The organism is Xanthomonas sp. SI, from assembly GCF_014236855.1.
Classification (GTDB): domain Bacteria; phylum Pseudomonadota; class Gammaproteobacteria; order Xanthomonadales; family Xanthomonadaceae; genus Xanthomonas_A.
On the sequence record NZ_CP051261.1, the window covers coordinates 4,573,414 to 4,599,613 of the forward strand.

16 protein-coding genes are annotated in these 26,200 nt (G+C 69.1%); 5 read left to right on the forward strand and 11 right to left on the reverse strand.

Annotated features, from left to right (window positions below):
* Nucleotides 1-378 precede the first annotated feature (378 nt).
* Nucleotides 379-2,604, reverse strand: a complete 2,226-nt coding sequence (locus HEP75_RS19400) for a hypothetical protein (protein ID WP_185824597.1) — start codon at nucleotides 2,602-2,604, stop codon at nucleotides 379-381.
* 130 nt (nucleotides 2,605-2,734) lie between these two features.
* On the opposite strand from HEP75_RS19400, the gene HEP75_RS19405 reads away from it, so the two are divergent.
* Nucleotides 2,735-4,255, forward strand: a complete 1,521-nt coding sequence (locus HEP75_RS19405; protein WP_185824598.1) for an acetyl-CoA hydrolase/transferase family protein — start codon at nucleotides 2,735-2,737, stop codon at nucleotides 4,253-4,255.
* Between the two features lie 356 nt (nucleotides 4,256-4,611).
* Here the strand turns inward: HEP75_RS19405 and HEP75_RS19410 are convergent, their stop codons facing one another.
* The 9 genes from HEP75_RS19410 to HEP75_RS19450 all read right to left on the reverse strand — a co-directional run bounded on the left by HEP75_RS19410 (nucleotide 4,612) and on the right by HEP75_RS19450 (nucleotide 18,834).
* Nucleotides 4,612-4,896 (reverse strand): GIY-YIG nuclease family protein, encoded by a 285-nt coding sequence (locus HEP75_RS19410; protein ID WP_185824599.1) that lies wholly within the window; start codon nucleotides 4,894-4,896, stop codon nucleotides 4,612-4,614.
* 723 nt (nucleotides 4,897-5,619) lie between these two features.
* A complete protein-coding gene (locus HEP75_RS19415; protein ID WP_185824600.1) occupies nucleotides 5,620-6,693 on the reverse strand; it encodes a 3-deoxy-7-phosphoheptulonate synthase in 1,074 nt (357 codons plus the stop codon).
* A gap of 351 nt (nucleotides 6,694-7,044) precedes the next feature.
* Nucleotides 7,045-9,936, reverse strand: a complete 2,892-nt coding sequence (locus HEP75_RS19420; protein ID WP_255423914.1) for a TonB-dependent receptor — start codon at nucleotides 9,934-9,936, stop codon at nucleotides 7,045-7,047.
* A 634-nt stretch (nucleotides 9,937-10,570) separates the two neighbouring features.
* Complete coding sequence (locus HEP75_RS19425; RefSeq protein WP_255423915.1) at nucleotides 10,571-11,857, reverse strand: hypothetical protein; 1,287 nt, start codon at nucleotides 11,855-11,857, stop codon at nucleotides 10,571-10,573.
* Between the two features lie 104 nt (nucleotides 11,858-11,961).
* Nucleotides 11,962-14,796, reverse strand: coding sequence for a TonB-dependent receptor (locus HEP75_RS19430; RefSeq protein WP_185824602.1), 2,835 nt, complete (start codon nucleotides 14,794-14,796; stop codon nucleotides 11,962-11,964).
* A gap of 190 nt (nucleotides 14,797-14,986) precedes the next feature.
* Nucleotides 14,987-15,994, reverse strand: a complete 1,008-nt coding sequence (locus tag HEP75_RS19435) for a FecR domain-containing protein (protein WP_185824603.1) — start codon at nucleotides 15,992-15,994, stop codon at nucleotides 14,987-14,989.
* Nucleotides 15,991-16,560, reverse strand: coding sequence for an RNA polymerase sigma factor (locus tag HEP75_RS19440; RefSeq protein WP_185824604.1), 570 nt, complete (start codon nucleotides 16,558-16,560; stop codon nucleotides 15,991-15,993). Before HEP75_RS19440 ends, HEP75_RS19435 begins: the two co-directional genes overlap by 4 nt.
* A 174-nt stretch (nucleotides 16,561-16,734) precedes the next feature.
* The gene (gene groL / locus HEP75_RS19445) at nucleotides 16,735-18,384 is read right to left on the reverse strand and encodes a chaperonin GroEL (RefSeq protein ID WP_185814197.1); all 1,650 of its coding nucleotides are present in this window, start codon (nucleotides 18,382-18,384) and stop codon (nucleotides 16,735-16,737) included.
* Nucleotides 18,385-18,546: 162 nt separating this feature from the next.
* Nucleotides 18,547-18,834: a co-chaperone GroES gene (locus tag HEP75_RS19450; RefSeq protein WP_003470504.1), complete on the reverse strand. Its 288-nt coding sequence runs from the start codon at nucleotides 18,832-18,834 to the stop codon at nucleotides 18,547-18,549.
* 274 nt (nucleotides 18,835-19,108) lie between these two features.
* On the opposite strand from HEP75_RS19450, the gene HEP75_RS19455 reads away from it, so the two are divergent.
* From HEP75_RS19455 to HEP75_RS19470, 4 genes are all read left to right on the forward strand, one after another.
* A complete protein-coding gene (locus HEP75_RS19455; protein WP_185824605.1) occupies nucleotides 19,109-20,878 on the forward strand; it encodes an endonuclease in 1,770 nt (589 codons plus the stop codon).
* A 364-nt stretch (nucleotides 20,879-21,242) separates the two neighbouring features.
* The gene (cutA, locus tag HEP75_RS19460) at nucleotides 21,243-21,575 is read left to right on the forward strand and encodes a divalent-cation tolerance protein CutA (RefSeq protein ID WP_185824606.1); all 333 of its coding nucleotides are present in this window, start codon (nucleotides 21,243-21,245) and stop codon (nucleotides 21,573-21,575) included.
* A 4-nt stretch (nucleotides 21,576-21,579) separates the two neighbouring features.
* Complete coding sequence (locus HEP75_RS19465; protein ID WP_185824607.1) at nucleotides 21,580-23,865, forward strand: protein-disulfide reductase DsbD; 2,286 nt, start codon at nucleotides 21,580-21,582, stop codon at nucleotides 23,863-23,865.
* Nucleotides 23,862-24,431, forward strand: coding sequence for a TlpA disulfide reductase family protein (locus HEP75_RS19470; RefSeq protein ID WP_185824608.1), 570 nt, complete (start codon nucleotides 23,862-23,864; stop codon nucleotides 24,429-24,431). The genes HEP75_RS19465 and HEP75_RS19470 overlap by 4 nt, the downstream gene beginning before the upstream one ends.
* A 124-nt stretch (nucleotides 24,432-24,555) precedes the next feature.
* Here HEP75_RS19470 and HEP75_RS19475 read toward each other — a convergent pair whose 3' ends face one another.
* Nucleotides 24,556-25,953: an FAD/NAD(P)-binding protein gene (locus HEP75_RS19475; protein ID WP_185824609.1), complete on the reverse strand. Its 1,398-nt coding sequence runs from the start codon at nucleotides 25,951-25,953 to the stop codon at nucleotides 24,556-24,558.
* Nucleotides 25,954-26,200 lie beyond the last annotated feature (247 nt).

Here is a 26,200-nt window from a genome sequence, read left to right on the forward strand (position 1 = left end):
CCTTGCTCCCTCCCCCACGTCGGGATGCAGGTTGATCTTGGGCGCTTTATTTGCACATTGCACGCTGCACTGCAAAATGAAACTGGGCGGTACATTCTGCTGCAATGCAGTATGCGGCGATGCCTTGTCTTTACAGACTACGCGTATCGGCACAACTGCACGGCATCGGCGCGCAGGCGTCACGTGATCACGCATGGGCACGTGCTGCGCCTGATCGATTCGATCGCGACGCGCTTTCATCGTCGCGACCGATTGCCCAGGCGATCCGCAGTCGCTCCATAGGAACACGGCTTGCCTGGCGACGAAGGCACGATTCGAGCAACAAGCTGGCGCGCCTGCATAGCCGCAACGACGCGCGAGCACGCACCGCCTTGCGGCTCAGGGCGACAACGGCGTCGGTGCCGGAGCGGGTAGCGTGTCCGACAACCACGCCGGTTGCCGCTCGTACCATTCGCGCGCACCGAGCAGATGCCATTGCCGCTGTTCGCCGCGCAGCGCCACGCCGACGCCGAGCACGCCCCAGCGCGCATACAAATCGCCCTGGGTGCCGGCATCGCCGACGCGCAGCCGCGCGCGCAGCGACACGCGCTGGTTTTCCGCCTGCAAGCGATCCAGCCACAGCGCATCCTTGCGCCAGCGCAGCTGGCCGCTCGCCTCCAGCTGCCCGGCATCGGCCAGCTTGAGCAGCCAGGCCGGCGCATCGCTGCGCTGCGCGAATACCGCCAGCACCGGACCGGCATCGCGCATCTGGATCTGCACCTGCGCATCGGCCTGCGTGGCCGGCGTCGCGGCGATGCGCCCCTGCGGCACACGCAGCGTGGCCCACCAGTCGCGTTGCTTGGCGCCGTCGCCGTAGCGCACGCCCTGCAGGCGCAGCGTGCTGCCGCTCAGGTCGAAGCGCTTGCCCTGCAGCTCCCCGCGCCGCAGCCGCGCGTCCAGATCCAGGTCGCCGGCCAGCGCCAGTCCGGCCGCCTGCAGCTGCGCCTGGCGGCCGCGCATGCGCACATTGCCTTCGCCCACCTGCCCGGCCGCGTCCAGGTGCAGGTCGCCGCTGAGCGATCCGCTGCCGCCGAGCACGCGCACCTGCGATGCCGGCAGGTAGCGGTTGTAGGCGCGCAGGTCCGGCACGCGCGCATCGTCGAAACGCAGGCGCGCCTGCAACGATTCCTTCAACGTCGCCAGCGCGCCGTCGCCCTGCAGGTCCAGGCGCAGGTTCTCGCCCTGCACGAAGATCGCCTTGGGTTCGGCCAGCGGTGCCAGCGCGAATGTATGCATGCGCACGTCGACCTGGGTGCGCGGTTGCTCGGCAGTGCCGACGATGCGCCCGACCGCTTGCGCCTGGCCGCGGATGCGCAGCCGCAGCACATCGGCCGTGGCCTGCACGTCGGGCACGTCGAGGCGACTGCCCGGCTGCAGCGCGCCGTGCGCCAGGCGCAGATCGGCGGACACGTCGCCGCCGCCATCGAGCCGGAACCACGGCTTGCGCACCAAAAGGTCGCTGATCCAGTTCAGCGATTCGAAATGCCAGCGTCCCTGCACCGTGCCGGACAGGCGCGGCAGCAACGCCGCGGGATCGGCGAACGGTACGTTGCGCCCGGCGATGCGCACGTCGGCGTCGAGCATGCTGCGCGGATCGACCTGCCCAGGCAGGCGCGCGCGCAGCCGGATGTCGCGATCGACGTCGAGCAGCAGCGCCAGCACGCCGCGATCGGTGGCGCCGACGCCGGCGTGCAGCGGCACGCGCCAATTGAGCTTGCTGCCCGGCTGCAGTTCGCCGCGTAGCATGCGCAGGTTGGCGTCGATGTGGCCGAGCCCGGGTTCGGTGCTCAGCTGCGTATTCGCCCCGGCAGTGTCGATGCGCAGCGCCACGCTGCGCCCGTGCAGCTGCAGCGCCAGGTCGGTGATGCCGAGCTTGCGCAGGCCCGGCGCCTGCGCCCGGTAGTGGCGGGGGAACGAGAAGCGCGCGTCCAGATGCGCCTGGTCGGCGATCTGGCGCTTGCCGTAGCGCACGCTGGCCTCGTCGAACACGATCTGCGACGGGTACAGCTCCGACGGCCCGCCCTTGAGTTGTTTGAGGAACCCCACCGTGCCATGACCCTTGCCTTCGATCGCCAGTTCGCCGAAGCGCGCGCGGCGCAGCGTGCCGCTGTGGATCGCGTCGAAGCGCAGGGTCCAGCCCTGGTCGCTCTGCGGCGGCGGCGGGATGGCGTCGGCGACGCGGTCGATCTCGCCGATCACGTTCACCGCCTCCATCCATGGCAGGCGCACTTCGCGGTGCAGCAGCGGCAACAGCGCGATGCGCGCGCTCGCGCGATCGGCACGCAGGGTCCACACGTTGCGCTGCACGTGCCCGCGCATGCGCACGTCCCACGCCGTGACGAAGCCCGGCAGCACGGTCAGCGCTGGGCCGGTCTGCATGCGGAATTTTTCCGGCTTGCGGTTGGTCGCCATGTCGAACAGCGGCGTGTTGAGGAACACGTTGCCGAGCAGCAGGTACAGCAGATAGGCGATCGACAGCCCGCGCAGCAGCAGGCGCAACGGCCGCGGCCAGCGCCGGTAGCGTTCGAGGGCGGCGTTCGGAGAGAGGCGGGCGAAGGGCGGCACCGACGCACTATCGCTGTGGCGCGGCGTGGGGCGCGTGAAAGCCACAGCGCCGCCACTGCACCATCGGCGCAAAGCCGCGACCGGCGCGATCCGCGATAATCGGCCTCTCCCCTGCCCCCATGGTTGCCCCATGTCCGCCGAACGCATCCTCCACCCGCGCCTGCGCGAGCGCATCGTCACCGCCGAGGCCGCCGCCGCGCTGATCCAGCCCGGCGAGACGGTGGCGATGAGCGGCTTCACCGGCTCGGGCTACCCGAAGGCGGTGCCGATCGCGCTGGCGCAGCGGATCGAGGCCGCGCACCTGCAGGGGCAGGCGTTCAAGATCTGGCTGATGACCGGCGCCTCCACCGCGCCGGAGCTGGACGGCGCGCTGGCCAAGGCGGAGGGCATCGCCCTGCGCATGCCGTTCCAGACCGACCCGGACGCGCGCCAACGCATCAACGCCGGCACCCTGGACTACATCGACATCCACCTCAGCCACGTCGCCCAGCACGTGTGGTTCGGCTTCTACGGCGAGATCGACACCGCGGTGGTGGAAGTGGCCGGCATTCGCGAGGACGGCAGCCTGATCCCGTCCACCTCGATCGGCAATAACAAGACCTGGCTGGACCTGGCCAAGAAGGTGATCGTCGAGGTCAACGACTGGCAGCCGGCCGGCATCGACGGCATGCACGACGTGTACTACGGCACCGCGCTGCCGCCGCAGCGCAAGCCGATCCCGCTGCTGCACGCCGACGACCGCATCGGCGAGCCGTCGCTGCGCTGCGATCCGGACAAGATCGTGGCGGTGGTGCGCACCCATGGCCCCGACCGCAATAGCCCATTCACCCCGGCCGACGCCACCAGCGAGCGCATCGCCGCGCACCTGATCGACTTCCTCAAGCACGAAGTGAGCAAGGGCCGACTGCCGGCCAACCTGCTGCCGTTGCAGTCGGGCGTGGGCAACATTCCCAACGCGGTGCTGGCCGGCCTGGCCAGCAGCGGCTTTCGCGACCTGAGCGCCTTCACCGAGGTGATCCAGGACGGCATGCTCGACCTGCTGTGCAGCGGCGTGCTGAAGGTGGCCTCGTGCACCGGTTTCGCACTGAGCCCGGAGGCGAACGAGGAGTTCAAGCGCAACATCGATTTCTATCGCCAGCGCATCATCCTGCGCACGCAGGAGATCTCCAATCATCCGGAACTGGTGCGGCGGCTGGGCTGCATCGCCATGAACGGCATGATCGAGGCCGACCTGTACGGCAACGTCAATTCCACCCACGTGATGGGCAGCCGCATCATGAACGGCATCGGCGGCTCCGGCGACTTCGCCCGCAACAGCTTCCTGTCGATCTTCCTCAGCCCCAGCACCGCCAAGCACGGCAGCATCTCGGCGATCGTGCCGATGGTCAGCCACGTGGACCACACCGAGCACGACGTCTCCATCATCGTCACCGAACACGGCCTGGCCGACCTGCGCGGGCTGCCGCCGCGGCACCGCGCACGACAGCTGATCGACCACTGCGTGGACCCGGGCTACCGCACGCAGCTGGAAGATTATTTCGACCGCGCGCTGCGCGACAGCTACGGCAAGCACACCCCACACCTGCTGCCCGAGGCGCTGTCCTGGCACCAGCGCTGGCTGGACACCGGCACGATGCACGCGGCGGGTTGACCCATCCGGCGCGCTACGCAGCGCCATCGCCGCGGCTCCCACGCGCTCTTGTAGGAACGGCTTCAGCCGCGACGAGCGAGCCCGGACCGCAGCCGTTTCGGTGATCGGCCGGGGCTGAAGCCCCTCCTACAGTGCACCAGCAAGCGCCCCGCAAGCCCCTGTAGGAGCGGCTTCAGCCGCGACAAACGAAGCGGCCGGCTTGCCAGCTTCGGCAAAAGTCGGGGCTGAAGCCCCTCCCACAGTGCACCCAACAAACTCGCCGCAAGCCCCCTGTAGGAGCGGCTTCAGCCGCGACGAACGAAGCGGCGATGCTGGCAGGCTTCGGATGCGGTCAGTGCAAAGCGTCCACCACCCCGCTATGCATCGATGGGCGAGAACACCGGGTCGAGCTCACTGAGAAAAGCCAGCTTGCGCGCGCGCGGCAGTTGCTTGAGCGCGTATTCGGCGCGCGACGCAGCGGCGCGGTCGGGGTAGGCGCGACTGGCCAGCAGCCGCAGCGGCGGGTTGGCGCGGGTGTACTTGGCGCCGGTGCCGCGCAGATGCGCCTGGTAGCGCGCCTGCAAATCGATGGTGATGCCCGCGTAGTAGCTGCCATTGCGGCATTCGAGCAGGTACAGGAACCAGGGCAGGGAGTCGGCCATGGGCGCATTATCGGTCAGCGCGCGGAATGCGCCAGCCCACATGCGGCGGCACGCGCAGCCAGAGCACCGACCCAGTGCGAGCGCCGGCGCATCGCATGCAGCGCATTGCCGGCCAGCATCGACGCCGCCTACTGCGATCGCGTTGCCGCGCTGAACCGCCACGAAACCGGCTTTAACGCAACCCGAACACCTTGCCAGTCGTTGGCACACAACGGCAAACCGCAGCCACGGCACGGGCGCATAAATTCACCACCGGCCGGATGCCGTCGATGAAGAGGCTCTCTCCCTTTGGATTCGACGGCACGGCCGGGTCTTTTTTGGGTGATGCGCAACGGACACCTTGGGCGTTGCCTGCAGCCCGCCACCGGATCGACACCGCTTCGACGGCCCGGCCTGGTGCCGCATTGGATGCGCCTCCCCCAGCCTTTGCTGACAACGCCGGCTGTCGCAGCTGAAGCTGCCTACAAAGGCCTTCGCCCCCCTGCTACGCGCGTTGTAGAAGAAGCTTCATCCCTGCTGTCACCGTAGTCGGAGCGATCGCGCCTTCGCTCGTCGCGGCTGAAGCCGCTCCTACAGAAGAGCGGGATGCGTGCACAAGAGCGGCGCGCGTGCTGTGTGGTGCTTGCCGCTTTGCTCGGGCTGTAGCGAGCATCGGGATAACGGCGAGTCTTTCGGGCGACAGGCATCGGACTGCAGCCGCTGCCTGTCGCTGCGCTGCGCCGCTCAGGCCGCCTGCGACAACCGCGCCTGGCGCCGCGCGCGCACCGCCTGCGCCAGGCGCTCCAGCACCTGCACCGAGCTGTCCCAATCGATGCAGCCATCGGTGATGCTCTGACCGTAGACCAGCGGTTGGCCCTCCACCAGCTCCTGGCGGCCGCCGACCAGGTGGCTCTCCACCATCGCGCCGACGATGCGGGTTTGCCCGGCTTCCAGCTGCGCGGCGATGTCCTCGATCACCTTCGGCTGGTTGTCCGGGTTCTTGCCGCTGTTGGCGTGGCTGGCATCGACCATCAACCGTGCCGACAAACCTGCCTTCTCCAGCACCTGGCCGGCGGCGGCGACGCTGGCCGCATCGTAGTTGGGCAGCTTGCCGCCGCGCAGGATCACGTGGCAATCGGGGTTGCCGGTGGTGGTGGCGACCGCGGTCTGCCCGTCCTTGGTCACCGCCAGGAAATGGTGCGGATGCGAGGCCGCGCCGACCGCATCGACCGCAATCTTGACGTCGCCGCTGGTGCCGTTCTTGAACCCGACCGGGCACGACAGGCCCGAGGCCAGTTCGCGGTGCACCTGGCTTTCGGTGGTACGCGCGCCGATCGCGCCCCAGGCCACCAGGTCGGCGATGTACTGCGGCGAGATGATGTCGAGGAATTCCACGCCGGCCGGCAGGCCGAGGCGGTTGATGTCGCGCAGCAGGCCGCGCGCCAGGCGCAGGCCCTTGTTGATGTCGAAGCTGCCGTCGAGGTTGGGATCGTTGATCAGGCCCTTCCAGCCGACCGTGGTGCGCGGCTTCTCGAAGTACACCCGCATCACGATCTCCAGCGCATCGCCGTAGGTGTCGCGCAGCGGGCGCAGGCGCTGCGCGTACTCCATCGCCGCCACCGGATCGTGGATCGAGCACGGGCCGATCACCACCGCCAGGCGGTCGTCGCGGCCGTGCAGGATCTCGTGCAACGCCGCGCGCGAGGCGGCGACGGTCTGCGAGGCCTCTTCGTCGCAGGGCAGCAGCGACAGCAGGTGGGCGGGCGGGGTCAGCGGTTCGATCTTGCGGATGCGCAGATCGTCGGTATGGGGAGGCATGGGAATCTCTCGTCGGGTTCTGGGTGGGGGGCCAGGTCCGGCGGCATGAAAAAAGCCGCCAGGTTCGCTGGCGGCTTTCGGGGATGCGGCTGAAGTTTCCTTCAGGGTGAACGCATTCCTTCCTCCGCCAGCGGCATCGGAAAACCGTAGTACCAAAAATAAAAGCTGCGGTTGGCGTTCATGGGGTGCATTGATAGCACAGGATTTTGGGGGGCGCTACAGTTGCATTGGCAACTGGATGGAGCAGGGATTCGGGATTCGGGATTGGAGATTGGGGAGTCGCAAAGCCCGAAGGCCCAAGCGATCCGCGACGTCTCCCAATCCCGAATCTCGAATCCCCAATCCCGGCCTCTAGAAATCGAACACATACTCCGCAGCCACCTCGCGCCCGATCGCGTCGTACAGCGTGGTGTTGTAGAACTGGTAGCCGTAGTAGCGCTCCTTGTTGTCGTAGCCGGTGGTGTTGAGCACGTTGTTGACGTACAGGTTCACCTTCATCTTCGGGGTGATGCGGTAGCCGGCGGTCAGGTTCCAGTACACCGCCGGGCCGACCCGGCCGAAGTAGCGCGTGGTGCTGTCGCCGAAGTGCGGGTTGGCGCTGTCGGTGACCAGGCACTCGTCCGACGGGCTCGGCTGGTAGCCGTCGTCGAAGCGCGTGCAGGTGCCCCAGTTCACCGCCTGGGTGGAGCCGAAGCGCTTTGCGTAGACGGTCAGGTCCAGCGGGCCGCCGTTCTCCCAGTGCACGCTGCCGCGCAGCTTGCTGCGGATCTTCTGGTCGCGCAGGTTCTTGTAGTCGTCGGTGCGGTAGGTCTGCTCGCGATAACTGATCAGGTTGTTGTAGTCCAGGCCGACACTGAAGTTGCCCCAGCGCGCGGTGGTCACCCGGTACTTCAGCGAGGCGTCGACGCCGGAGACCTGCATCTGCGCGATGTTGATCGGGCCCTGCTCGATGCCGGTCACGCGGCCGGCGGCGTCGCGCGTCACCCGCGAGACGATGCGCGCGCAGTATTCGGCGCCGCCCGGATTGACCCACAGTCCGCCGGCGGTGGTCAAGCCGGTACGGCAACCCGCTTCGGCGGTCAGGATCTCGTCGCGATTGATGTCCTTGATCATGTCCTGCAGGCGGATCTTGTAGTAGTCGACGGTCAGCGACAGGCCGTCGGCGATGTCCCACACGAAGCCGGCGGTGGCCGAGCGCCCGTGCTCCGATTCCAGATCCGGGGTGCCGCGGCGGTTGACCTGCATCAGGTAATAGACGTCGGCGTTCTCGGCGCTGCAGCCGCCGGTCAGGTAGTAGCCCTGCTGGATGCAGCGGTACTGGTCGATCACGGTCTGCTGGGTGGAACTGGGTTCGCCGAGCACGTAGTGCATGTCCGGGGCGCGGAAGCTGGTGGCCAGGCTGCCGCGCAGCAGCAGCGTGCTCAGCGGACGCCACTCCAGGCCGGTGCTCCAGGTGGTGTCGCTCTGCTTGCCGATCGCCGAACCGAGATCGCTGCTGTACGACTTGTAGTCGCCGTAGCGGTCGTGGCGCGCGGCGAGGCTGGCGTTGAGCGAGGACAGCAGCGGCACGTCGAATTCGATGCCGCCGGAATAGCGCAGGCGTTCGCCGCCGCCGTAATCGACCACGTCCAGCGGATAGCAGGTGTTGGCGCAGGGATCGGGATCGAGCCGGTAGCCCTGCTTGGCCACCTCGCCGACCGCGGCGAACTTGATCGGCCCGGCCCAGCCCTGGAACAGTTCGCCGGTGATGTTGGCGCTGGCCTGGTTGACCCACGAATCGGCCTGGTTGTGCGCCTTCACCGCCAGGTCGTTGTACTGCGCGCCGCTGAGCGGCTGGTACCAGCGTTCCTCGTTGAGGTCGTAGATCGGCGTGCCGTCGGCGGTGCTGCCCAGTTGCGGCCCGAGGAAATAGGCGGTGGCCTTCTGCGTGTCCACGGTGCGCACGTATTCGTCGGTGGTGTAGCGCGCGCGGCCGAGCGCGATTTCCCAGTCGAAGCGATCGGCCAGGGTGCCCTTGAGGCCGGCGCTCAGGTCCCAGGACAGTTCCTTGGTGGTATTGGCCAGATTTTTCCAGCCGCCGGATTCGTAGCGGGTCAGCTGGCGGATCGCGTACAGGTTGCGGTCGGTCCCGGTGTCGTGGAACGGGCCCAGGTAGACGTAGGGCGGATCGTAGGTCCAGTAGCCGGTGCTCTTGTTCACCGACAGCGTGCTCCAGGCCTGAATGCCGTTGTCGAAATCGAAGGTACCGTACAGATACGCCGAGCCGCTGTCGCCGCCGCTGGCGGCGAGCCAGTCGGCGTAGTCGTGGGCCATGCCGCAATAGCCGCCTAGGTTGGTGAGCGTGTCGCTGTTGTAGTCGTAGCTCAGCCGCTGCGAATCGATGTATTGGCCGCCGAAGCGCGCGCAGGTGCCGCTGGGCGGAGCCAGGCGCTGATTGCTGTCGGCGTCGAGCAGGGTCAGGCCGGTGTAGGAATTGAAGCCGTACTTGCGCGCCTGCGCGGTCCAGTTGCTGTAGGACTCGTCGTCCTGGTCGTCCATCTTCGGGCGCTCGCCGACCGACAGCGGATCGCGCCGCGTCCACTGCAGCGCATAGGTCAGGTTCCACCTGTCGCCGCTGGTGCCGCCGACCCAGGACAGGTCGAACACGTCGCGGCCGCCTTCGGTGGCGGTACCGCCGCGCAGCCGCACCTGGTTGCCCTGGTAGCCCTTCTTCAGGATCACGTTGATCACGCCGGCCACCGCATCGGAACCGTAGATCGCCGAGGCGCCGCCGGTGAGGATCTCGATCCGCTCCACCGCCGCGGACGGGATGCTGCTGTAGTTGGCAAAGTTGCTCTCGCCCGCGTAGGGCTGCGGATAATCGGCGACGCGGTGGCCGTTGACCAGCAGCAGGGTGCGGCCCGGGCCGAGGTCGCGCAAGCTCACCGGCGATGCGTTGGGCGTATGCGAGCCGTACTTGGTATCGGCCTCGACGCCACCCTGCTGATTCAGCGTATTGAGCACGTCGTACACGGTGAGGAAACCTTCCTGCTGGATCTGCTGCGCGCTGATCACCACCACCGGTTCGGCGCCTTCCACTTCCGAGCGCTTGATCCGCGATCCGGTGACCACGACCTGGCCCAGGTCGGTGGCTGCGGCCTTGGGTGCGGCATCGCTTGCGGCGTCCTGCGCCAGCGCGTCGGGCGCGCCATGCAGCGCCAGCACGATGCCGAGCGCGAGAGTGGTGAGGTAATGACGAGGCATGCGGATCTCCCTGCTGCAGGCTGGCGCGGAAACGCCGACGGACGCCGGCGCAACAATGCGCGTCTTCGTTCCGCCACCACACGAGGTATCCCGTGTCGTTGCCCACGGCGCAGCCGCACGCATGCGATGGCATGCGCTGCGTTGCGCCGCATCGGCGCGCAAAAGGAAGACGAACGTGCGAGCGCGTATATCCCCTGACGTGCTCGCGGACCTAACCTGCAATGCGGCGACAACGTTGTCAACACGTCGCCACAGGGATCTTGTAGACGATCCCGCTTTATGCGCGATTCGTTGCGCAACGCGTCGATTTGCGCAGAGTCCGCATCGCATCTCCGTGGCGGCGACGGCGCCTGAATACATTGCAAGACACCGCCTTGCTGCGGACGTCCGGCCATCGATGCAAGACCTATTGCGGTACGGCGCAGGCAGCGGTGCCGGCCTCGCGCTTCATGAACCGCGGCAAGGCCGGATGCGGCCGCGTCCAGGCGAGCGATGCCGCGCTGGCGCCTTTTTTTCTGCCGGGCATTTGCAGCTTTTGCAGCGAGGCTTGCGATCTCGGGCAATCGAGCCGACCGGCGCTGAAGGCAATGCTTGTCGCGGCTGAAGCCGCATGCACACGGCATCGTCTCTGCCGCTAGCCGCCCACCGCCTCGCGCCGGCCGCTGGCATACGGGCCGTGCACGGCCAGCACGCGATCGGATTCGTCACTGTTGTCCAGCACCACGATGCGATACCGCGCTCCGCCCGGCTCGACCCGCACCACCACGTGCCCGTTGAGGCTGGTCATCTCGCGCACGCGCTTGTTGGCGATGATGTTCTCCGGCTTCATCGCGGTGGCGTAGATATCGCGCGGGCCGGGATACAGCCGCTGGCTGAGCATGTTCTCCAGCGGCGTGATCGACGGATGCGCCGAATCGTTGCTCAGGATCACGAAGGCGCGCGGGCGCAGCGCACGCACGCACGCCGGCCCCATCGCGTCGGCGTACGCATGGTGGTTGGCGACGGCCACGTCGACCGGCCCGGCGATCTGCGCCGCTGGCGTTTCCACGTCGCGCCAAGGGTCGTCACCGTAGTAGTTGGTGGTATTGCTGACGTCGCCACCGCTGTAGTACTTGAACGCGCCGTAGTCCATGCGCAACGCCAGCGAGCACTGGTTCTCTGTCGGCACCGCTCCGGGCGGAAACAGGTTGCGGGTGCGTTCGCCCTCGCCGGTCCACACTTCGCCGTTGACCATCAGGTTGCGCACGGCGAAGTCGGGATATGCGGCGGGTTTACGGCGCAGCCGCAGTTGATCGCCAGCCCCAGCGCGGAAGCGCTCGACCACTGCGCCGCGTGCGCGCTCGGCCTGGATGAAGGCGCGGTAGTTGAGCTGGTTCGGGTCGTCCAGCGGTGCGGGAAAGTCGTAGTCGGGAAAGCCGCGATCCAGGTAGCGGCGGATCGGCACGATCTGCGCCACGTCGATCAGGCCGGTCAGTGCGTACTTGCCGTTGCTGGCCATCGGCGTGTCCGGCAGGCGCTCGCCCATGTGGTCGCGGTGGAAATGGGTCAGCACGAAATCGTCGATCTCGTGGCGGCCGGCCTGCGCCAGGTGGCGTCGCACGTAGCGCCCCACCCATTCGCCGGCGCGCCGCGAGTCGTTGGGCAGCTCGTCGATCAGGTATTTGTCCAGGCCGTCGATCGCGCCGGCGTCGATCATCATCGAGGTGCCGTCCGGGCACACGATCAGGGTGGCGTTGCCGCGGCCGGTGCCGATGTGGTGGATGTCGAGCATGCCGGGCGTCCAGCCGCTCAGCGGCTCGCGCAGCCGGTCGGCGGATGCGGCCGCCGCGGCGGAAGCCTGCGCCCAGGCAGGCATCGGCAGCATGCCCGCGGCAAGCGTGGTGCCAAGGCCGCCGAGGAAGCGGCGGCGGGTGATATTCATGGAATGCATGCGTGTGTCCTTTGGGCGGAACCGGAGGCCGGTACGACGCGTTGCCGTGCCTGCGCCGTCGGCGCTGGCGCACGCACAGCATCGCTAGCGACGCGCTACCAGGCCCACTGCAGCGAGGCGACGTAGCTGCGGCCGAAGATCGGCCGCCCGACCGTGGCGTCGGCCTGCACCAGATCGCCGGACACGCCCGGCGCGCGCGCATTGCCTTCGGTCAGGCCGTGCGAATCGGTCACGTTGGTGCACAGCAGCTGCGCGCTGAAGTTGGCGTCCAGCTGCAGGTGCACGCCGACATCGAGCGTTCGGTAGGCCGGCAGCACGCTGGCGTTGGTGAAGTCCTGGAAGCGCCGGCCGATGCCGAACCAGGTGGCATAGACGCGTGTCTCCACCTCGCCGGCCTGGAAGCGATAGCTCGGCTGCAACGACCAGCTGTACTTGGGCACGCGCGGGATCTCGTTGTCGACCAGGCTGGCGCCGGACAGGCCGCTGAAGGTGTCGGCACCGCTGATGCGCGGATCCTGCACGGTGACCGAGCCGGCGATCTCGAACGCGTCGGTCGGCCGCCAGGTGCCTTCCAGCTCCACGCCCTTGGTGCGCGTGTCGAGCATCAGCGGCACGTTGACCAGCAGGCCGCTGGCATTGGCGACATAGGTGCTGGAATTGAGGTTCTTGAAGTCGCTGTAGAACCCGATCAGCACCAGGTCCAGCGGCCGCGAACCGTACTTCAGGCCGATCTCCGCCTGGCGGATCGGCGTCACCGGCGTGGCGCTGCCGTCGGGCATGCGCCCGCCGACGCCGTTCACCACATTGCCCCATTGCTCGCTCAGGCGCGGGAAACTGAAGCTCTCGGTGTAGCGCGCGAATGCATTGAACGGTTCGGAAAATTTGTAGGACGTGCCCAGCGTCCACGAGGTGCCGGCCATGTTCTTCTGGTAGGGCACGCTGCCGACCAGACCAGTGACGCTGCGTGCGGCAAGCGGGCCGCTGCTGGCGATGGTCTGGGTGCCGATCACGCCACGGTTGCCTTCCTCGCGGCGCCACACCCGGCGCAGGCCGGCATCCACTTCCCAGGCATCGGCCAGCTTCCAGGTATCGGCCGCGTACAGCGCGGTGGCGGTGCCGTGGCTGTCGCCGATCAGGTCGCCGCTGCCATAGGACGTGAAGCCGTTCTCGGTGACGTTGCCGAGCACCTGCCCGCCGGCGTTCAAGGCCTGGATGTCGAGCGCGTCGGGATTAGTCTTGACGTCGGTCAGCAGCGCATTGCCGAGCTGCTGTTGCTGCAGGTCGAAACGGCTGAAGCTCAGCCCCAGCGACACGTCGTGGCTGCCGCCGCCGGCGGTATCGAACAGCCGGCCCAGGCGCAGGTCGTTGACGAAGTCGCTGTAGTGGGTCTGCGTGCTCGACCAGGTGTTGATCATGGTCAGCCCGGCGGTGGAGGCCGGATCGAACGGCGTGTTGGTCCCGGCCAGCACGTAGCGCAGCGCCGCGGTGCCCGGGAACGCGGCGCGCGCGGCGGCCAGGCGGCCGCTCAGGGTACTGGCCGCATCCACCGGAGACCCGTTGAGCAGCGCATTGAAGCCGACGTCGCCATCGACGTAGCGGGCCTTGTCGCTGAGCCGCCAGCCGTTGGCGAACTCGGTCTCGCCGCCCACGGTCAGAGTCCGCGTGACCGGATGCACGCCATCGGCCAGGTCGCGCGTCTGCACGCGGTTGCCGCCCTTGCCGTCCAGGGTGCGGATGCTGACGTTGCGGAAGCTGTCGCTGTTGAGCGTGCCGGTGGACGGATCGATCAGGTCGCCGAGCGAGTCGCCGTTGCGTGGATCGGCCAGCGGGATCGCGCTGTAGAACACCCCGCGGTCGTTGAGGTATTTGAAGTCGGCGAAGATCTTGCCGAAGTCGAACTTGTAGGTGCCGCCGAGCTTGATCTGGCCGCCCTGGTTGCCGTTGCCGAAGCCCGGATCGCGCAGGCCGTCGCTCTGTCGGTAGAAGCCGCTGACCGCATACAGCAGATTGTCGTTGCCCTTGACCGGCCCGGAGGCGGTGGCGTCCATGCGGCCCAGCGCGTTCGACCCGCCGGTCAGCTTTACCGCGCCCTTGGCGATGTCGGTGCCGTGGTTGGTGATGAAGTTGAGCACGCCGCCGGAGGCGTTGTTGCTGTAGATCGGCGCGGTCCCGCCGCGCACGACTTCCGCGCCGGTGGTGCCCAGGTCCAGCCGGTACACCTCGTCGATCTGCAGCTGGCGCTCGTAGTTGGACTCGAACAGCGGCAGGCCGTCCTCGAGCACGTCGAGCAGGCGGAAACCCGACCACGGCAGACCGCGGATCACCACGTTCTCGCCGCCGGCCTCGCCACCGGAATTCTCCACGGTGACGCCGGGCACCGAGCGCAGCATGTCGACCATGCTGCGCGGCGCCTGGCGCGCGATCGCTTCGGCGCCGATCGTGGAAATGGCGTACGGGGCGAGGAACTTCGGCTGCTGGGTGGCGGTGCCGGTGACCACGATCTGGTCCAGGTCGATCGCTTCGGCCGCGGCCGGCGCCGCACTCGCCTGTGCTGCGTCGGCGTCGGCATTGGCATCGGCGCTGGCGGACCGCACGATCACCGTGTCCCCGTCCAGGCGGAAGCCCAGGTCGGTGCCGCGCAGCAGGTGCGCCAGCGCTTGCCGTGCATCGCCGGCGACGCTGCCGCCGGGGCTGCGCTTGCCGCGCAGCAGGCTCGGGTCGGCGATCACCTGCAGGCCGGTGGCGCGCGAGAACGCATTCAGGGTGTCGCCCAGATCGCCGGGCGGCAGCACCGCCGCGGCGCCGGACGCGGCAGCCGGGGCGGGCTGTGCGGCGAGCGGCGCCGCCGCCACGGCGACCGCAAGTGCCACGGCCAACGCGGTGACCGGAGGGAAGCGGGAAGAACAACGGAACGGGATACGGGGCGGCATGAGCGTCGTCTGTCTGGTTGCCAACGAGGCGTGGCGAACATCCAAGACGACGCACAGCGACGATCCTGACAAGCAATCGCCATGAAATTTTTATGACGCGTCGCAATGCGGGTTGCGACCGACGTCTTATCCCGGAAATTCGCTGCCTACCTGGGAGCGGCACCGCCCGCGGCAGCAAGCGTAGCGGCGTCTACTGGTGAACGGCGGTGTCGCCGGTCAGCGTGATGCCCGTTGCCGTGCGCTGGATCCGCAGCGGATACAGCCGTGCCAGGTGCGCCAGGGTCTGCTCCGGCTGGTCCAGGCGGAAGCGCCCGGACACCTGCAGCGCGCCCACCGCCGGATCGGCGATGGCGATCGACTGCGGCGAGCGGCGGTTGAGCCGTTCCACCAGCCGCGACAGCGGAATGCCGGCGGTCTGCAGCCAGCCTTCGCGCCAGTCGCCGGCGTCCGGGTCGAAGCGGGCCAGCGCGCCCAGGCCGTCGCGTGCGGCGTCGATGCGCATGCCCTGGGCCAGCACCTGGCGTGCGCCGCGGCTGACGATCTCCACCCGTCCCGAGTACACCGACAGCTCGCTGGTGGCGCCATCGCGCGCAAGGTTGAACACGGTCCCCAGCACCCGCACTCGGGCCGTGCCCAGGGCGACCTCGAACGGGCGCCGCGCGTCGTGGGCGACGTCGAAGAACACTTCGCCGGCCTCCAGCGCAACCTCGCGCCGGTGCGCACGCAGCTGCACGCGCACGCGGCTGGCGCCGTTGAGGGTGAGCACGCTGCCGTCGTCGAGCTTGAGCACGCGCACCTGTCCCGGCGCAGTGGCGGCCAGCAGCGGCGCCGGGTCCGGACGCAGCCATGGCCACGCCAGCACGGCCAGCAACGCCAGGCTGGCGGCCAGCGCCACCGCGGCCTGCCAGCGCCGCCGGTGCCGTAGCGGCGCTGCCGCGGGTGCCGATGCGGAGGCGGACAGCACCCGCGGCATCGCAGCCGGCGTATCGAAGCCAGCCAGCGCCTCCAGCAAGGCCGCATCGTGCGCCAGCGCCCACAGCGCATCGAACGCGGCGCGATGCGCCGGATCGGCGGCCAGCCAGCGCTGCAGGCCGGGCGGATCGGCGCCGTCGCCGGCAAGCTTGCGTGCCACCCAGTCCGCGGCGTCGCCGGGAGCCTGTGCGCGATCGCCGGGGGGCAAGGCCGGATCCCGGCTCATGCGTCGTCGTCCTGCGCCGGGCCGCGCTGCGCAGCGCGCACCGCGGCGCCGGCCGGCGGACGCGTGGCATCGGTCCGCGCCACCGCCTCCTGCAGCCAGCGCAGCCCGCGGCTGACGTGCTTTTCCACCGCGCCCTCGCTCAGGCCCAGCGCCTCGGCGATCTCGCGATAGCTCTGCCCGCGCACCCGGCAACGCACGAACACCTCGCGGCGCAGTGGCGGCATGCCCTGCAGCGCGCGGGCGAAGCTCTCCACGCGCTCGCGCTGCATCGCCGCCTCCTCCACGCCCAAGGCCGGGCTGGGCACGTCGTCGCTGATCGATTCGGTGCGTTGGCGCTGGCGCCGGCGCAGATGGTCGTTGAGCAGGTTGAGCGCGATGGAGCGGGCCAGCGCCGCCATATCGGTGACCACATGCTCGCGCGCGTACACGACCAGGCGCAGGAAGGTCTCCTGCACCAGGTCCTCGGCCAGTGACCAGTCGCCGGTGCGCCGGAACAAAAACCGATGCAACGCCGGCCGGTGCTGGTCCAGCCGATGCTGATCGAGGTGGCAGACCGGTGTGACCATGGCTTCCCATGCATGGCGATGCGTGCGCAGCTTATAGCGCATCGGCATGCAACCGGCATGACCTGTGCGGCGCTGTCCTGCGCCGGCGCCACGCAAGCGCATAAAAAAAGAGCCCCGCATCGCTGCGGGGCTCCTTTCGATTGCGTACTGCAGGTCGGCTTGCGCCGGTGCGGATCAGAAATCCATACCGCCCATGCCACCCATGCCGCCGCCCATGCCGCCACCGCCGCCGGCCGGCTCGTCCTTCTTCGGCGCTTCGGCCACCATCGCTTCGGTGGTGATCATCAGGCCGGCGATCGACGCGGCGTTCTGCAGCGCCGAACGGGTCACCTTGGTCGGATCCAGGATGCCGAACTCGACCATGTCGCCGAACTCGCCGTTGGCGGCGTTGTAGCCGAAGTTGCCGGTGCCTTCCTTGACCCGGTTCAGGATCACCGACGGCTCTTCACCGGCGTTGGTGACGATCTCGCGCAGCGGCGCTTCCATCGCGCGCAGCGCGATCTGGATGCCGTGGGTCTGATCTTCGTTAGCGCCCTTCAGCTCGCCGATCGCGGTCAGCGCGCGCACCAGGGCCACACCGCCGCCCGGGACCACGCCTTCTTCCACGGCCGCACGGGTCGCGTGCAGGGCGTCTTCGACGCGCGCCTTCTTTTCCTTCATCTCGATCTCGGTCGAAGCACCGACCTTGATCACCGCCACGCCGCCGGCCAGCTTGGCCACGCGCTCCTGCAGCTTCTCGCGGTCGTAGTCCGAAGAGGTCTCTTCGATCTGCGCCTTGATCTGCTTGATGCGCGACTCGATCGCCGAGCTGTCGCCAGCGCCGTCGATGATGGTGGTGTTCTCCTTGGAGACCTGCACCTTCTTGGCGCGGCCCAGGTCCTTGATGGTCGCCTTCTCCAGCGCCAGGCCCACTTCCTCGGAGATCACGGTGCCGCCGGTCAGGGTGGCCATGTCTTCCAGCATCGCCTTGCGACGATCGCCGAAGCCCGGCGCCTTGACCGCGACGACCTTGACGATGCCGCGGATGGTGTTGACCACCAGGGTCGCCAGCGCTTCGCCTTCGACTTCCTCAGCCACGATCAGCAGCGGCTTGCCCGACTTGGCCACGCCTTCCAGCACGGGCAGCAGGTCGCGCACGTTGGAGATCTTCTTGTCGTGCAGCAGGATGAACGGGTCGTCCAGGTCGGCCGACTGGCTCTGCTGGTTGTTGATGAAGTACGGCGACAGGTAGCCGCGGTCGAACTGCATGCCCTCGACCACGTCCAGCTCGTTGTCCAGGCCCGAGCCTTCTTCAACGGTGATGACGCCTTCCTTGCCGACCTTCTTCATCGCGTCGGCGATGATTTGACCGATCGACTCGTCGGAGTTGGCCGAGATGGTGCCGACCTGGGCGATCGCCTTGTCGTCGGCGGTGGGCTTGCTGATCTTCTTCAGCTCGACCACGGCGGCCTTGACGGCCTGGTCGATGCCGCGCTTGAGGTCCATCGGGTTCATGCCGGCGGCGACCGCCTTGGAACCTTCGCGGATCAGCGCCTGCGCCAGCACGGTGGCGGTGGTGGTGCCGTCGCCGGCGTTGTCGGAAGTCTTGGACGCGACTTCCTTCACCATCTGCGCGCCCATGTTCTCGAACTTGTCGGCCAGTTCGATTTCCTTGGCGACGGAGACGCCGTCCTTGGTGATGGTCGGCGCGCCGAAGCTCTTCTCGAGCACGACGTTGCGGCCCTTCGGGCCCAGGGTGGCCTTGACGGCATTGGCGAGAATGTTGACGCCGCGCACCATGCGCGAACGAGCGTCTTCACCGAAACGGATATCTTTGGCAGCCATGTGTGTAACTCCGGGATTCGTGATTGGGGATTAGGGATTGGCCAAGAGCGGGATTCGGGGGAGACCCGGGACCGCGCCGCGGCGAGCGCAGCGCGAATCCCGGTTTTTCCGCAGCCGTATGGCTGCTCATCCCCACTCCCGAATCCCGCGATCGGCGGCGTCTTAGCCGACGATCGCGAGGATGTCGTCTTCGCGCAGCACCTTGTACTCGACGCCTTCGGCCTTGTAGCTGGAGCCGGCGTACTGGCCGTAGATGACCTTGTCGCCGACCTTGACCGCCGGAGCGCGGACGCTGCCGTTGTCCAGCGGCTTGCCGCTGCCGATGGCGACGATCTCGCCCTTGGTGGACTTTTCCTTGGCCGAATCCGGGATCACGATGCCGCCGGCGGAAATTTCATCGGCTTCGATCGGCTTGACTACGACGCGGTCGTGAAGCGGCTTGATGCTCATTGAGAGAGACCCTCTTAAGTGATTGATTGGTCTAGGAAAGGCTGGCGATGTTAGCACTCGCATGTGACGACTGCCAGCAACGCTCGCGAAAAAACCCGGTACGCCGGGATGCGCAAGATGTGGTGCTGGCCGGCGCCCTTTCAAGGGCTGGCGGCAAAAAAATTTCGCTTCGGCGCCCGTCCGGCCGTGGAACTGGTACCCGGATTCCGCAACGCTGTCACAGGGGCAGGCTAGGCTCGCAGACCCAGGGGGGACCATCCAAAAGGAGTTGTCGATGAAGCCATCCGCCGTTGCCTTACCTCTCGCCTGTCTGCTGGCCCTGGCCGGCCACGCCCAGGCCGCCGTATTCATCAACGAATTGCACTACGACGATGCCACCGCCGCCGGCGATACCGGCGAGGGCGTGGAGATCGTCGCCACCGCCGGCGAGAGCCTGAGCGGCTACAAGGTCTACCTGTACAACGGCAGCAACCCCGGCGCCGCCGCCGTCTACGCCACGACCTCGGTGCCGGCCGGCAGCCTGGTCACCTGCGGCGGGCAGGTGCGCATCGCCACCGTCGGCTACGCCAGCAACGGCGTGCAGAACGGCCCCAACGACGGTGTGGCGCTGGTCGACGGCAGCGGCCAGGTGGTGCAGTTCCTCAGCTACGAGGGCGCGATCACCGGCGGTGGCGGCCCGGCGGCCGGCCTCACCAGCCAGAACCTGCCGGTCAGCGAGAGCAACAGCACCGCCGCGGGCACCTCGCTGCAGCTGCGCGGCAGCAACGGCAGCGCCGCGTCCGACTTCAGCTGGGCCGGCAGCTCGGCCAGCAGCTTCGGCGCCTGCAACAGCGGCCAGACCTTCAGCGGCGGCGGCAGCAATACCGCGCCGTCGGTGACCGCGACCACGCCGGCACAGGGCGCCAGCAACTTCCCCGCCGCCGGCGACCTGGCGGTGACCTTCAGCGAAGCGGTGACCCTGGCCAGCGGCGCGTTCGGGCTGAGCTGCAGCCAGTCCGGCACGGTGGCGCTGAGCTACCCGAGCAGCGGCAGCCAGTTCGCGATCTCCACCAACACCGCGCTGGCCGCCGGCGAAAGCTGCAGCCTGAGCATCCTGGCGGCAAAGATCAGCGACGCCGGCGGCGCGCACCCGGCACAGGACAGCAGCATCGCCTTCAGCGTCGCCAGCGGCAGCGGCGGCGGTGCCAGCGGCTACTACTCGCGGGTCAACACCTCCAACGCCAGCCAGTTGCGCTGCTCGCTGCACGAGACGATCAAGGGCCACACCGTCTATCCGTACAGCAGCAGCTCCGGCACCAGCACCTGGACCATCCTGGAGATCGCCGACGAGGACCCGAACAACAGCGGGCGCATCCTCGACGCCTACCGCAACCGCAGCTACGCCAAGGGCACCGACCGCGCCGGCAGCGGCAGCGGGCTGAAGTACAACCGCGAGCACAGCTGGCCGAACTCGCTGGGCTTCGGCACCGCCAGCGGCGACAAGGGCCTGCCCTACGCGCCGTACACCGACACGCACATGCTGTACCTGACCGATTCCACCTGGAACGCCGACCGCGGCAACAAGCCGTACGCGAACTGCGACAGCAACTGCGGCGAGCGCATCACCGAGGCCAACGCCGGCTTCGGCGGCGGCAGCGGCAGCTACCCGGGCAACTCCAACTGGGTGCGCACCCCGGACGGCAACGGCGGCAGCTTCGAAGTGTGGAACCACCGCAAGGGCGACATGGCGCGCGCGGTCATGTACATGGCGATCCGCTACGAAGGCGGCACCGACGCGGCCACCGGGCAGTCCGAGCCGGACCTGGAACTGACCGACGACCGCAGCAAGATCGTGCAGACCTCGGCCTCGCCGGCCTACATGGGCCTGCTGTCGACGCTGATCGCGTGGAGCCAGCAGGATCCGCCGGACGACGCCGAGCGTGCCCGCAACGAAGTGGTGTACAGCTTCCAGGGCAACCGCAATCCGTTCATCGACCACCCGGAGTGGGCGACCTCCTCGCTGTTCACCTCGGCCAAGCCGGCGACCTGCCAGCTGCTCAACTGAGCCGGATCTCCGGCGCGCCGACGGCGGCGCGCCGGAGCATCCAGCGCGCGATCCGGGTGGCTTCGGGCCATCCGGCATCGCTCGCGCATGCAATGGGCGCTCGGCGGCAGATGGCCGCCGCCAGCGTGCGAACGCCGGCACGATCACGGCCCTGTTTTCCCGCCTGCTGCCCTGCATCGCCATCGGGCTACCGTGCATGTCCCGCGACGAAAATCGGTTCGCCGCAGTGCGGCCCTGCGCCATGCCCGGCCCGCGCCATCCCGCGCAGCCCCGCACAGGCCTGCAACCGCACGCCCGCGGGCGCGCACTCATGCCCGAACCAGGCCCGGCAAAGCCCTGCCGGCGTCCCTATACTGTCGGCCGCATGTCTTCGCCCCCACTCCGTTTGCTGTTCAGCACCTGCCCCGATCCCGCCAGCGCCGCGCGGATCGCCCAGGTCTTGGTCGAAGAACGGTTGGCCGCGTGCGTGAGCCGCCTGCCCGGCGTGCACGCCACCTATCGCTGGCAGGACACCGTGGAGCAGGCCGAGGAAGTGCTGCTGCTGATCAAGACCGCCGCCGACCGCATCCCCGCGCTGCAACAGCGGCTGTGCGAACTGCACCCCTTCGACGTCCCCGAACTGATCGAGGTCGAGGTCGCCGGCGGCCTGCCCGCCTACCTGCAGTGGATGTACGCCGAAACCCGTGAGGAACCGTAAGCCGATGACCGTGCTGCACCGTATCGCCGCCCTGTGCCTGCTGGCCCTGGCCGCCTTCCCCGCCCTGGCGATCAGCGAAAAGGATCTGCTGCCGGTCGATCAGGCCTTCGTGCTGAGCGCGCAGGCGCCCGAGCGCGGCCGCATCGAGCTGCACTGGAAGATCGCCGACGGCTATTACCTGTACCGGCACCGGATCGCGGTGCGGGTGCTGAGCGGCTTCAAGGCCAACCCGACCGTGCAGCTGCCGGCCGGGCATAAGAAGACCGACCCGTACTTCGGTGAGGTGGAAACCTACCGCGGCGAATTGAACGCGGTGCAGAGCGGCGTGGCCGATCCCGCCACGACCAGCCTGCAGGTGGAGGTGCGCTACCAGGGCTGCGCCGACGCCGGCGTGTGCTATCCGCCGCAGAAGCGCGTGCTCACCGTGGCGCTGCCGGCGGCCGAGGCCGGTGCGGCGACGACCGCCTCCTCGCCGCTGCCGGGCAGCGCGCCGGGCGCGGCTGGCCCCGCCGCCAAGCCGTTGTTCGGCGCCGGTGCCGGCGCCGTGCAAGGCCTGCCGCTGCCGTCGGACCAGGCGTTCGGCTTCGAAGCCATCGTCGGCGACGGCAACACCCTGCTGCTGCGCTTCACCCCGGCGCCGGGCTACTACCTATATCGCGACCGTACCGCGCTGGCGCTGGAAGGCGCGACCGGCATCCGCACCGGCATGCCGCACTGGCCGCAGGGCCGCTCGCACCAGGACGAGCACTTCGGCAACGTAGTGGTGTATTTCGACCAGACCGAGGTCAGCGTGCCGCTGCAGCGGCAGCGCGCCGATGCCGCCGACGCGACCCTGGTCGCCACCTTCCAGGGCTGCCAGACCGACGGCATCTGCTATCCGCCGATGACCCGGCGGGTGAAGCTGTCGCTGCCCAAGGGCAAGCTCAGCCCAACCGACCAGGCCGAAGTGACGCCGCTGCTGGTGACGCCGCTGGACAGCCGCCAGGCCGACGCCAGCGCTGCGGCGGCCGACGCGGCCACGCCGGTGACCGCGCCCGACGCGGCGAGCGTGCCCGATGCCTCGGTGCACAACGCCGCGCGCAGCACCGCGCCGGCCGCCGAGCCGCAGAACCTGCTGTGGGTGTTGCTGGCGGCGCTGGGCGGCGGCCTGATCCTGAACCTGCTGCCGTGCGTGCTGCCGATCCTGTCGCTGAAGGTGCTGGGCCTGGCGCACAGCGGCGAAAGCCATGCGCGCGCCCGCAGCCATGCGCTGTGGTACACGCTCGGAGTCCTGGCGTCCTTCGCCGTGGTCGGCGGCATCGCCGTGGCCGCGCATCTGCTGTGGGGCTTCCAGCTGCAGCGCCCGGGCTTCGTCGCCGTGCTGGCCTACCTGATGTTCGCGATGGGCCTGAGCCTGTCCGGCGTGTTCACGCTCAGCGCCAACCTCGGCGGGCTCGGCCAGTCGCTGTCCTCGCGCAGCGGCCCGGTCGGCGACTTCTCCACCGGCGTGCTGGCCTGCGTGGTCTCCAGCGCCTGCGTCGGCCCGTTCATGGGCCTGGCGCTGGGCTATGCGTTCGCCGCGCCGCCGGCGATCGGCATGCTGGTGTTCCTGACCATGGGCCTGGGCCTGGCGCTGCCGTTCCTGCTGGTTGGCTTCATCCCCTCGCTGGCCAAGCGCCTGCCCACCCCCGGCCCGTGGATGGAGACGCTCAAGCAGGTGCTGGCGTTCCCGATGTACCTGACCGCGATCTGGCTGCTGTGGGTGCTGGGCAAGCAGCGCGGCGTGGATGCGGTGGCGCTGCTGCTGGTCGGCGCCACGCTGCTGGCGCTGGGCCTGTGGTGGATCGAGCGCGCGCGCTGGCGCAGCCACACCCTCGGCTTGCGCCTGGCCTCGCTGCTGGTGCTGCTGGCGCTGCTGCCGGTGTGGGGCGTGACCCGGCTGGCGCCGCCCAGCGTGACCGCAGAGCGCAACACCGTGGCCTTCTCGCCGGAGATGCTGGACCGGCTGCGCACCGACAACCGCGTGGTGTTCGTCAACATGACCGCCGACTGGTGCGTGACCTGCAAGGCCAACGAACGCAACGTGCTCGGCAGCGACGCCTTCCGCGACACGCTCAAGCGGGTCGACGCGGTGTACATGAAGGGCGACTGGACCAACGAGGACGCGCGCATCAGCGCCTTCCTGGCCGAACACAAGGCGGTGGGTGTGCCGCTGTACGTGGTCTACGGTCCGGGCGCACCGCCGACCGTGCTGCCGCCGGTGCTGAGCCAGGCGGTGGCCGAGGACGCCCTGCTGCGCGCGGCGCGATGAACGCCACGCCGCCGCGCCTGCTCGCGGTGGCGGCGATCGCGGCTGTGCTGGGCATTGCCGCCGCGCAGGTCTGGTGGCGCACGCCGGCGACAACGCCGTCGGCGCCGGCCACCGGCAGCGCGCTGCCGGCCGGCGTCGCCGCGGCCCGCCCCGGCGATCCGGCACCGGCGCTGCGCCTGCCCACCCTCGACGGCGGCAGCCTGACCCTGGCCCAGTTCCGCGGCCGCCCCTTGTTGGTCAATGTCTGGGCCAGCTGGTGCGAACCGTGCGTGCGCGAGATGCCGGAACTCGACCGCCTGGCGCGCGCGCAGCCGGCCAACGGCCTGCAGGTGCTCGGCATCGCCCTGGACCGCCCCGAGGACGTGCGTGCGTTCCTGCAGCGGGTGCCGATCGGCTACCCGATCGCGCTGGAAACCCCCGGCCCGGCCGACGCCAGCGTGCGCCTGGGCGACACCCAGGGCCTGCTGCCCTACAGCGTGCTGATCGACGCCAACGGCCGCATCGTGCGGCAGAAGCTGGGGCCGTTCGCACCGGGCGAGGCGGAGCGCTGGGCGCAGTTGCCGTAGGCGCTCGTTTGCGTACTGGCCCCTGTAGGAGCGGCTTCAGCCGCGACAGGAACTTGCCGAAGGTGCCTGTCGCGGCTGAAGCCGCTCCTACAGGGATCGGGATCGTCGCCTGGATCGGCTTGCGCTATACCGCCTGCCGCTGCGCCTTCCTGCCGGCGCCGCCCCCGGCAACCCGCGCCGGCCCCAGCGCCGCCAGTTCCGCGGCCAGAAGTTGCACGCCGGCGCGCAATTCCGGCACCGCGGTGATTTCCCACAGACCGCCGCGCAGCAGCGGTCCCAGGCAGTAAAGCCCTGGCACCGGATGGCCGCTGCCATCGCGCACCTGCAACCGCGCGTCCACCACCAGGCCCAGGCCCAGCGGATCGGCCTGCAGCAGGCCCGCATCGCGCATCGTCGCGACCAGCGGATGGCTGGTGCGCGCGACGTCGGTGTCCAGCCCGGTGGCGCGGATCAGCACGTCGAAGTCTTCCGTGCGCGCGCTGTTGCTGGCGCGGTCGCGGATCACCGCCTCCACCGCGTTTTCGCCCAGCCGCGCACGCAGCAGGCGCCCGGCGCGGATGCGCAACTGGCCCTGCTGCTGCATCTGCGCCAGCGCCGTGGCCGCGGCCGGCGCCAGCCGATGCCGCGCCGCTTCCCAGTACGGGCGCAGATGGCGCAGGAAACGCGCGCGCGCCGCCGGCGCCAGGCCTTTCCAGAACGGCTGCAGATGCGGGCGCAGCGCATCGACCACGCAGCGCCAGTCCTCCACCACCGTGGCCAGTTGGCGCAGGCTGCGCACCAGGCCGGTGAGGTCGTGGTTGCGCAGCGCCTGCGCCACGCTCGGCGGCAGCGTCACCGGCGCGCCCGGCTGGGCCAGATGTGCCTGCGGCGCCAGGCCGCGCCGCGACAGCGCGGTGATCGGACCGCGATGGCCGCGGCGGCGCAGGGTCAGCGCGACATCGGCCATGGTCAGGCCGGTGCCGACCAGCAACAGCCGCGCCTGCGGCGGCACCTCGTCCAGTACCCCGTCCTGCCATGGCCAGCCGATGTAGCGCCGGTGCACCGCCAGGCGCGGGCCGATGCCGGGCAGCGCCGCCGGCGGCAGCGCGCCGATCGCCAGCACCACCACGTCGCTGACCACGTCCTCGCCGTTGGCCAGGAAGATGCGGAAGCCGTCTGGACCGCGCTCCACCGCTACCGCCTCTTCGCTGACCCGCGCCACTTCCACCGCCGAGGCGGCCAGCGCCGCGTCCAGGTGTTGCTCCAGGTAACGGCCGTAGCGCAGCCGCGGCAGGAATTCCAGCCGCTGCGCGGCGTCGAGCTGCAAGGCGTCGGCGAAGCCGCCCGGATCCTGCGGGTCCACGCCCAGGTCCTTGGCGCGCACGTTCAACAGATGCTCGGGCCGCGCCGCGCCATAGGCGATGCCGCGGCCGAAGGTGTCGGCCACGCCGATCAATGTCAGCCGGCTGGCCGTTCCCTGCCCGGCCAGGGCCGCGGCCAGCAGGTTGCCGCAGAATCCTGCGCCGATGATCGCAATTCGCATGGCTGACACTCGTGGCCGGTCGGGGCGTCCTTTGTGCCCGGGATGCCGGCCGCGGGTGTAAATCGCCGGTTAATGCGCGGCATATGGCGCATGCCGATCGGGTATCAGCAGATGCGTTTGTTCCATAAGCGGCGTGCGCCGGACCTTGGCGATGGCGTCGCACGATCGTCGCGCGATGCTGGAATGGCCAGCGCGACGTGGGGCATTCCCTCAGTGGAAACGCAGCCACGATGGACGTGCGCGCGAT

Coding starts and splice junctions, on each gene's coding strand:
- HEP75_RS19405 (WP_185824598.1), top strand. CDS start 2,735: ATGTCCGCCGAACGCATCCTCCACCCGCGCCTGCGCGAGCGCATCGTC.
- HEP75_RS19410 (WP_185824599.1), bottom strand. CDS start 4,896: ATGGCCGACTCCCTGCCCTGGTTCCTGTACCTGCTCGAATGCCGCAAT.
- HEP75_RS19415 (WP_185824600.1), bottom strand. CDS start 6,693: ATGCCTCCCCATACCGACGATCTGCGCATCCGCAAGATCGAACCGCTG.
- HEP75_RS19420 (WP_255423914.1), bottom strand. CDS start 9,936: ATGCCTCGTCATTACCTCACCACTCTCGCGCTCGGCATCGTGCTGGCG.
- HEP75_RS19425 (WP_255423915.1), bottom strand. CDS start 11,857: ATGAATATCACCCGCCGCCGCTTCCTCGGCGGCCTTGGCACCACGCTT.
- HEP75_RS19430 (WP_185824602.1), bottom strand. CDS start 14,796: ATGCCGCCCCGTATCCCGTTCCGTTGTTCTTCCCGCTTCCCTCCGGTC.
- HEP75_RS19435 (WP_185824603.1), bottom strand. CDS start 15,994: ATGAGCCGGGATCCGGCCTTGCCCCCCGGCGATCGCGCACAGGCTCCC.
- HEP75_RS19440 (WP_185824604.1), bottom strand. CDS start 16,560: ATGGTCACACCGGTCTGCCACCTCGATCAGCATCGGCTGGACCAGCAC.
- groL (WP_185814197.1), bottom strand. CDS start 18,384: ATGGCTGCCAAAGATATCCGTTTCGGTGAAGACGCTCGTTCGCGCATG.
- HEP75_RS19450 (WP_003470504.1), bottom strand. CDS start 18,834: ATGAGCATCAAGCCGCTTCACGACCGCGTCGTAGTCAAGCCGATCGAA.
- HEP75_RS19455 (WP_185824605.1), top strand. CDS start 19,109: ATGAAGCCATCCGCCGTTGCCTTACCTCTCGCCTGTCTGCTGGCCCTG.
- cutA (WP_185824606.1), top strand. CDS start 21,243: ATGTCTTCGCCCCCACTCCGTTTGCTGTTCAGCACCTGCCCCGATCCC.
- HEP75_RS19465 (WP_185824607.1), top strand. CDS start 21,580: ATGACCGTGCTGCACCGTATCGCCGCCCTGTGCCTGCTGGCCCTGGCC.
- HEP75_RS19470 (WP_185824608.1), top strand. CDS start 23,862: ATGAACGCCACGCCGCCGCGCCTGCTCGCGGTGGCGGCGATCGCGGCT.
- HEP75_RS19475 (WP_185824609.1), bottom strand. CDS start 25,953: ATGCGAATTGCGATCATCGGCGCAGGATTCTGCGGCAACCTGCTGGCC.